This is a genomic window from Chryseobacterium sp. VD8, assembly GCF_037149975.1.
In the GTDB taxonomy this organism is placed as follows: domain Bacteria; phylum Bacteroidota; class Bacteroidia; order Flavobacteriales; family Weeksellaceae; genus Chryseobacterium; species Chryseobacterium indicum.
Window position 1 is genome coordinate 1 of record NZ_JBBCQL010000223.1, and the last position, 7,757, is coordinate 7,757.

The following is a 7,757-nucleotide window of genomic DNA, read 5'->3' on the forward strand; positions in this document are numbered from 1 at the left end:
CCTTACATCAACCGAAGTAAATGCAGTAATCGCATTTCTGAAAACACTTTCCGGAACCGATGTGTATACCAATAAAAAATGGAGTAATCCTTTTAAATAATTACAATTTCTTAAAGCTGTTCTTTGTGGAGCAGCTTTTTTTATTCATCAATCGCCATAACGAGAACACTCACTTTATTATCTCCCGATTTCAGAATTTCCCACGCAATCGAAGCCAGCGTATTTCCCGTTGTAAAAACATCATCAATTAATAAAATATGTTTGCCTGAAATACCTTTAGTCATCGAAAACACATTTTCAGTTTTCAGCCGGTTCACTTTATCCTTTAAAGCCTGAGCTTTGGAATAATGATTTCTTTTCATCACTTCATGATCGAACGGAATAGCATAAAATTCTGAAAGCGTTTCTGCAAACAAATGCAATTGGTTATATCCTCTTTCTCTTAATTTTTTCGGATGAAGTGGAACCGTCACCAAAAGATCAGGCTTCTGATTTTTAAAATCAAGTCTTTCCGTCGTCCATTCAGCTAAAGTTTTTCCGATTTTCTCCCGACTCCGATACTTCAGTTCGTGAATTAATTTCCGGCTCACATTCTCTTTTTCAAACTGCATTAATGCAAAAGCATTTTCGATGGGAAATAGCAGTCTGCATTTTTCTTTAACGAAATTATCTTCAGAATAATTGTTGTGGGTAAAGTGGATCTGATCAAAACAAAGATTACAGACCGGAAAATCGGCATCAATAATCCGGCTGCACCGAATACAGCGATTCGGAAATAAAATATCGAGCATCATTTGCGCATGAATAACTTAAGATGATTATTAATTTTTTATAGCAGGTATAGAAAGACTTCTTATTGATTGAAGTAAATATCTTCAAATAATTAATTTTTTTATATCCCTAACTGATATAAAAATAATCATTTCATCCGAAAATGAAGTGAATAATTAAAAAATAGAAAAAAATATGATTGTTCGTAACTTGTCATAATTAGAAAAACTTTGAGTTCTTCGCTTTATGCTGAGCTTGTCGAAGCACCTTTGCGAACTTAAAAACAGTTGGTATATAAAAGAATCTTAGCGATTCTTTGCGTGAAAATTAAGCATTATGATCAATAACGGATAATCATAAAAAAATTACAAAATATCCTTCCTGATCTTTTCAATTGCGTTTTTCATACCGGAATTAAAATACTCCTTTTCCAGACGGATAGGCGGCGACTGCCTTACTTCACAGTCGGCAATGCTGCACGATTCGCAGGTTACTCCTACATTGATGGTTTTTAAAGTCGGAGATTTAATAAAATTGATTTTTTTGATGGTCTGTGAGTTCAGTAAAATTCCCAAACAGTAACTTCTGTTGCTGCCATCAGAGAAAGGATTTTTCTGTGAAGTGGAAATCACCAGATAACTGATTCCCTGATCTTTGTAATGTGAAATCTGGGCGTCCGTTAAGGTTTCGTTTTCTTTTAAATGATGAAGGTTTTTCACGGCAATCCATCTTCTGCAATAATGCTCGTTGGTTGCATTCGCATGAGGAGCCTGCTGATGATTGAGGTGTAGCTCTTTTAAGATCTGTATTTTATCTGAATTTTTCTTTTTGACTAAACATAAGTAAAACAAATCTTTTATTCCCAGTTCAGAAGAAAGAATATTGGTCAGTCGATAATAAAATGTTTCCGGAGAATTGGTGAAGTTTTCAATTAAATTTTCAAAATTCTGAGGATTCCATTCGTTTTGCAGGAAAAAATCTGAAGTTTTTTCAATCGTTTTCTGTTTTGAAATCAACAAAGCTCCCGCAAAATACGAAGCATAAAAATTATTTAAAATTTCTTCAAAACTTCCAAAATCCAGCCACGAATATGTATTCGGACGGTTTTTTAATTCCAGAACACAGAATCCTATTTCTTTGGCGAGAATAAAGGTTTTCTGATCTTTTTCTAATTTCCGGTTTAAAAGCAACAGCTTTTTTTCAGGGACAAACAATGAGCGTAAATTATCCAAAGTCCCGTACTTCTCAAAATCTTCCGACTGAATCTGATAATTAAATTTTTCATTCAGAATAGTCTCCAGAACATCAGACTGTAAATTTTTGTCGATCTGCAGTCCGTTTTCTTCAGCAAAGAGCTGGACTTTTTCTTCAATTTCAGGAAAATAATTATCATAAAGTTCCTGAAAAGAACGCAAAACCGCAAAGTAAAATCTTTCCTTTCCTAAATTATAGTTTTGTGAAATTTCAATCAGAGCATTGATAAAAGCAGTTACTTTTTTCGGAGCATCACTTATAATGCTGATCAGATTATTTTTATTGATCCCAAAAAGCTCCAGAGGAATTTCTTTAAAAAAATCAGACTGAAGAATCTCATTAAAAGGCGTAAGACTTTTGTCCAGCTTCGTGGAAACCAGATCGTCAAAAGTACAGTTCAGCGCTTCCGAAAGCTGAATGATCTTATCGTGTTTCGGATATTTTTTTCCGTTTTCAATTTCATTAAGGTAAGATTTGGATAAACCTGTTTTTACCGCAAGATCCTGCAAAGACCAGTTTTTCTTCTGTCTCTGCTGTTTCAGTTTCAGCCCGAAAACCGTTTTAATAAAGTCGCTGTCCGAATTCATAATTCAAAGATAATATTTAGAAGCGATTATTCGCATAATAATTTTTAAAATAATTTAGCGAACGTTCGCTATTTGTGAAAATTTTTGTTTATGTTTGCAATGTTGAATTACAAATTTAAAACGATATGGAAACTAAAATTCAATTGAAAATCAGCGGTGAACAAAACTTTCAGGAAGTTTTCACTACAGATTTAATCGATTTTTTGGTTGAACTTCATCAGAATTTTAATCCGAAAAGAATAAAACTTTTAGAAGACAGAAAAATCAGACAAAAAGAATTTGATGAGGGAATTCTTCCGAAATTTTTAGATGAGACAGAAGAAATAAGAAACGGAAACTGGATCTGCGCTCCGCTTCCGGAAGATTTACTGGATCGGAGAGTGGAAATTACAGGACCTGTAGACCGGAAAATGATTATTAACGCGCTAAATTCCGGAGCTTCCACTTTTATGGCTGATTTTGAGGACAGCAATTCTCCGACATGGAAAAACTGCATAGAAGGTCAGCTGAATCTTTCTGATGCTGTAAATCGAAGAATTGATTTTACGACTGTGCAGGGAAAATCTTATCAGCTAAATGAAAAAACGGCTGTTTTATTGGTTCGTCCCAGAGGTTTGCATCTAAACGAAAAACATATTGAGATTAATGAGGAACAGGCTTCTGCGTCATTAATCGATTTCGGAATTTATTTTTTCAGAAATGCTAAACAATTACTGGAAAACGGCAGCGGTCCGTATTTTTATCTCCCGAAATTAGAGCATTATCAGGAAGCAAGATGGTGGAACGAAGTGTTTGTTTTTGCACAGAATTACTTAGAAATTCCGCAGGGAACCATAAAAGCAACAGTTTTAATAGAAACAATTACGGCTTCTTTTCAGATTGATGAAATTTTATTTGAATTAAAAGATCACAGCTCAGGACTCAACTGCGGAAGATGGGATTATATTTTTTCTTTCATTAAAAAATTCAGAAACCTTCCCCGGTTTATTGTTCCCGACAGAGATCAGGTAACCATGGCTTCTCCTTTTATGAGTGCCTATTCAAAACGCGTCATTGAAATCTGTCACAAAAGAAATGTTCACGCGATTGGAGGAATGGCAGCACAGATTCCGGTTAAAAACGATTATGAAGCGAACAGCATTGCTTTCGGAAAAGTAAGAAGCGATAAAGAACGTGAAGTAAAAAACGGACACGACGGAACCTGGGTAGCGCATCCTGCTTTAGTTTCTGTAGCAAAAGATGTTTTTGATAAATATATGCCTTCCAAAAATCAGATCGATAAAAAATTTGAATATCACATCACCGAAAAAGATCTGCTTGAAGTTCCGAAAGGTGAAATCACCGAAAAAGGGGTCCGAAAGAACATCAACGTCGGAATTCTTTACATAGAATCCTGGTTAATGGGAACGGGAGCTGCAGCCATTTATAATTTAATGGAAGATGCGGCAACCGCAGAAATCTCCAGAACCCAGATCTGGCAATGGCTGAAAAATGATGCGGTTTTAAATGACGACCGCACTTTAACCAGAGAAATGATCCTTCAGTGGGAATTTGAAGAACTGGAAAGAATTGAAAAGTATGTGGGTGAAGAACGTTTCCGTAAAGGGAAATTCAATCTTGCCAAAGAACTTTTTAATGAGCTGATTTTCAGTGAGAAATTTGATGAATTTTTAACTCTGAAAGCGTATCCTTTTATTTGAGTGGGAGAGTAATGAGAGTGGGAGAGTTTTAGTGTTTAATGTGATTGCAATCATATATCATCAACTATCAATCATCAATCATCGATTATCTATCAACCGTCAACAAACAACAATTAACTAAACAAAAAAATAGTATGAAAACAAAACAAGAACAAATTCAGGAGATCGAAAAAGACTGGCTGGAAAACCCACGCTGGAAAGGAGTAAAACGTCCTTACACAGCGGAAGATGTTTTAAAACTTCGCGGGTCTTACAAACTGGATTATACCATTGCAACGGAAATGTCTAAAAAATTCTGGAATTTACTCAACACTCAGGATTTCGTTGCAGGGCTTGGCGCGTTAACCGGAAATCAGGCGGTTCAGGAAGTGGACGCAGGTTTGCAGGCAATTTATCTTTCCGGATGGCAGGTTGCAGCAGATGCCAATTTATCGGGAGAAATGTATCCGGATCAGTCATTATACCCCGCCAATTCAGTTCCTTCCGTAGTAAAGAAAATTAACAATGCTTTATTGAGAGCAGATCAGATCCAGTCTGTGAACGGAGGCGGAGAAAAAGAATATCTGGTTCCGATTATTGCCGATGCAGAAGCAGGTTTTGGCGGAAATTTAAATGCCTATGAACTGATGAAACAGATGATTGAAGCAGGAGCTGCGGCAGTGCATTTTGAAGACCAGCTTTCTTCTGCTAAAAAGTGCGGTCATTTGGGAGGTAAAGTTTTGGTTCCTACGCAGGAAGCCATCAATAAATTAATTTCTGCACGTTTGGCGGCGGATGTTTTGGGAGTTCCGAGTTTAATTATTGCAAGAACAGATGCAGATGCAGCAGATTTGCTGACTTCTGATATTGATGACAGAGATACAAAATTTGTAACAGGCGAAAGAACTTCAGAAGGTTTTTATGTCGTAAAAAACGGAGTGGAGCAGGGAATCGACAGGGGTTTATCTTACGCTCCTTATGCAGACCTGATCTGGATGGAAACCTCTAATCCGGATCTGGAACAGGCAAGAAAATTTGCAGAAGGCATTCATGCGAAATTTCCGGATAAAATGTTGGCGTACAACTGTTCTCCATCCTTCAACTGGGCAGCAAGGCTTTCTGTGGAAGAAATGCAGAATTTCCGTGAAGAACTGGCAAAATTAGGGTACAAATTCCAGTTTATTACTTTGGCAGGTTTCCATGCGTTAAATACAGCGATGTTCGAGCTGGCTTTAGCTTATAAAGAAAAAGGAATGGCAGGATATTCTGAATTGCAGGAGCGTGAGTTTGCGTTGCAGCAAAAAGGTTTCAGAGCAGTAAAACATCAGTCGTTTGTAGGAACTGGCTATTTTGATGAGGTACAGAATATTGTTACCAACGGCTCTTCCGCAACGGTTGCCATGAAAGATTCTACCGAGACCGCACAATTTCACTAAAAAGTTTCGTTTTAATTAAATTTAATTGTTAGAACCTTCTCGATTTTGGGAAGGTTTTGTTTTTTATGTGTTAATTTTGAATTTATATTTGAAGGAGATGAGTTTGATTTTTGAAAAACAGATACAGGTTACAGAGCAGCATATTGATGGAAATAATCATGTAAATAACGTTCAGTATGTGCATTGGGTGGAAGAAATTGCAGCAGCGCACTGGGATTTTGTAAAGCATAAAACAGAATATCCGAAAGATATCTGGATGCTTCTGGATCATCATATTCAATACAAAAAGCAGGTGTATCTTAATGACATCATTACTGTAAAAACCTATCCGAAAGCTCCTGAAGGAATTCGTCAGCCCAGAAAAGTGGAGTTTTACTGTAACGGGCAACTCGTTGTGGATTCTACCACATTATGGGTTTTGGTAGATGTCGAAACGCAGAAAATTAAAAGACTGGAAAGTGACTGGTTGGAAAAGCTAAAATGATTCCTTTACAATTTTTTGCAGGATTTCAAACTTTGTTTCTTCGATGGTTCCAGTGATTTCCTGAATATTTCCGTTTTTGTCAACCATAAAAGTCATTGGATTTCTCAGCAGTGTAAAGTAGGATTTCAGCTCCTGTCCGGAATCTGTAATGTGCTGAAAATTGAAAGGTTTTTTTGTTAAAAATTGATCCACTTTTTCTTTACTGTCATACGTAATGGCTATAAAATTGACTTTTTCTCCTGAAAGTTCTTTCAGTTTATTAAGATAGGGAAGCTCTTCAAGACAGGGTTCGCAGTGAGTTGACCAAAAATTGATAAAAGAGATTTTCCCCTTTAAATCATTGGAATTGAAATTTTTTCCTTCAGAATTTTTATAGTTTTCAATCGGAAAATGGGTTCCTATTTTATTTTCCAGATCGGGGTAAGTCCAAAACTGTCTCTTTTGAGCATTAAAGATTACACTGAAAAAGATTAATAATAAGATTATTGTTTTCATGATGAAGTAACGGTTCATCTTCAATATTATTTCATGAAGATTATTTTCTTGTACTCAAAGAACATGAACGGAACAAACCAAATTCCTTATCTTTGCAGGATGATACGTATTACAAAAATTTTTACATTCGAAACCGCTCACGTTTTATACAATTATGACGGGAAATGTAAAAATATGCACGGACATTCCTACAAGCTGTTTGTAACAGTGAAAGGAAGGCCTGTTAATGATTTGGAAAACCCTAAGAATGGGATGGTGGTGGATTTTGGTGATATTAAAAGTATCGTAAAGTCTGAAATTGTAGATGTCTGGGATCATGCGGTTCTCATCAACGGACTTTCGCCGCACAGAGAACTCGGGGAAGATCTTGAGGAAAAAGGGCATAAAGTAATCTACTGTACATTTCAGCCGACCTGCGAGAATATGTTATATGCCATCGCAGCAAAAATAAAATCGAAGCTTCCTGAAGGAATTTCTTTGGCTTATCTTAAACTTCATGAAACCGAAAACTCTTACGGAGAATGGTTTGCGGAAGATAATCAGTAATTTTTTTATTCAGAAAAACTCAGAACGGTGTTAAAAACAACCATTAATTTAGAACCCGGAAAAAAAGTATATTTCGCTTCAGACCAGCATTTCGGTGCACCGGATCCAAAGCAAAGTAAACTGCGCGAAGAGCGTTTTATCCGTTGGATGGACGAAATAAAGCATGATGCACAGGTTCTTTTTTTAATGGGAGATCTGTTTGATTTCTGGCACGAGTGGAAGCACGTAATTCCGAAAGGTTATGTTCGTGTTCTGGGAAAAATTGCCGAACTGAAAGACCGTGGAATCCATATTTATTTTTTTGTGGGAAACCATGACCTTTGGATGAAAGATTATCTTGAAGAAGAAATCGGATGCACGGTTTTCTATAAAAAGCAGTATTTTGAGATGGGCGGAAAGCAGTTTCTGCTGGCTCATGGCGACGGTTTGGGACCGGGAGATAAAGGATATAAAAGAATGAAAAAAGTCTTTACCAATCCTGTCGCGCAATGGTTCTTCAAATGGC

8 protein-coding genes are annotated in these 7,757 nt (G+C 36.5%); 5 read left to right on the forward strand and 3 right to left on the reverse strand.

Annotated elements, in window-relative coordinates; all coding sequences use genetic code 11:
• Nucleotides 1-140 precede the first annotated feature (140 nt).
• Nucleotides 141-794, reverse strand: coding sequence for a ComF family protein (locus tag WFK35_RS18560; protein WP_336733809.1), 654 nt, complete (start codon nt 792-794; stop codon nt 141-143).
• A 342-nt stretch (nt 795-1,136) separates the two neighbouring features.
• Complete coding sequence (locus WFK35_RS18565; protein WP_235129746.1) at nt 1,137-2,612, reverse strand: helix-turn-helix domain-containing protein; 1,476 nt, start codon at nt 2,610-2,612, stop codon at nt 1,137-1,139.
• A 125-nt stretch (nt 2,613-2,737) separates the two neighbouring features.
• On the opposite strand from WFK35_RS18565, the gene aceB reads away from it, so the two are divergent.
• The 3 genes from aceB (at nt 2,738) to WFK35_RS18580 (ending at nt 6,211) form a co-directional block, all read left to right on the forward strand.
• Nucleotides 2,738-4,312 (forward strand): malate synthase A, encoded by a 1,575-nt coding sequence (gene aceB / locus WFK35_RS18570; RefSeq protein WP_336733810.1) that lies wholly within the window; start codon nt 2,738-2,740, stop codon nt 4,310-4,312.
• Between the two features lie 134 nt (nt 4,313-4,446).
• Nucleotides 4,447-5,727: an isocitrate lyase gene (gene aceA, locus WFK35_RS18575; RefSeq protein WP_336733811.1), complete on the forward strand. Its 1,281-nt coding sequence runs from the start codon at nt 4,447-4,449 to the stop codon at nt 5,725-5,727.
• A gap of 97 nt (nt 5,728-5,824) precedes the next feature.
• A complete protein-coding gene (locus WFK35_RS18580) occupies nt 5,825-6,211 on the forward strand; it encodes an acyl-CoA thioesterase (protein WP_336733812.1) in 387 nt (128 codons plus the stop codon).
• Here WFK35_RS18580 and WFK35_RS18585 read toward each other — a convergent pair.
• Nucleotides 6,203-6,706, reverse strand: coding sequence for a TlpA family protein disulfide reductase (locus WFK35_RS18585; RefSeq protein ID WP_336733813.1), 504 nt, complete (start codon nt 6,704-6,706; stop codon nt 6,203-6,205). The two genes, WFK35_RS18580 and WFK35_RS18585, sit on opposite strands and share 9 nt — an antisense overlap.
• Nucleotides 6,707-6,805: 99 nt before the next feature.
• Between WFK35_RS18585 and WFK35_RS18590 the strand changes: the two genes are divergently transcribed.
• Nucleotides 6,806-7,252, forward strand: coding sequence for a 6-pyruvoyl trahydropterin synthase family protein (locus WFK35_RS18590; protein ID WP_336733815.1), 447 nt, complete (start codon nt 6,806-6,808; stop codon nt 7,250-7,252).
• Nucleotides 7,253-7,279: 27 nt separating this feature from the next.
• Nucleotides 7,280-7,757, forward strand: a 478-nt coding sequence (locus WFK35_RS18595; RefSeq protein WP_336733814.1) for a UDP-2,3-diacylglucosamine diphosphatase, incomplete at its 3' end; no start/stop codon positions are given.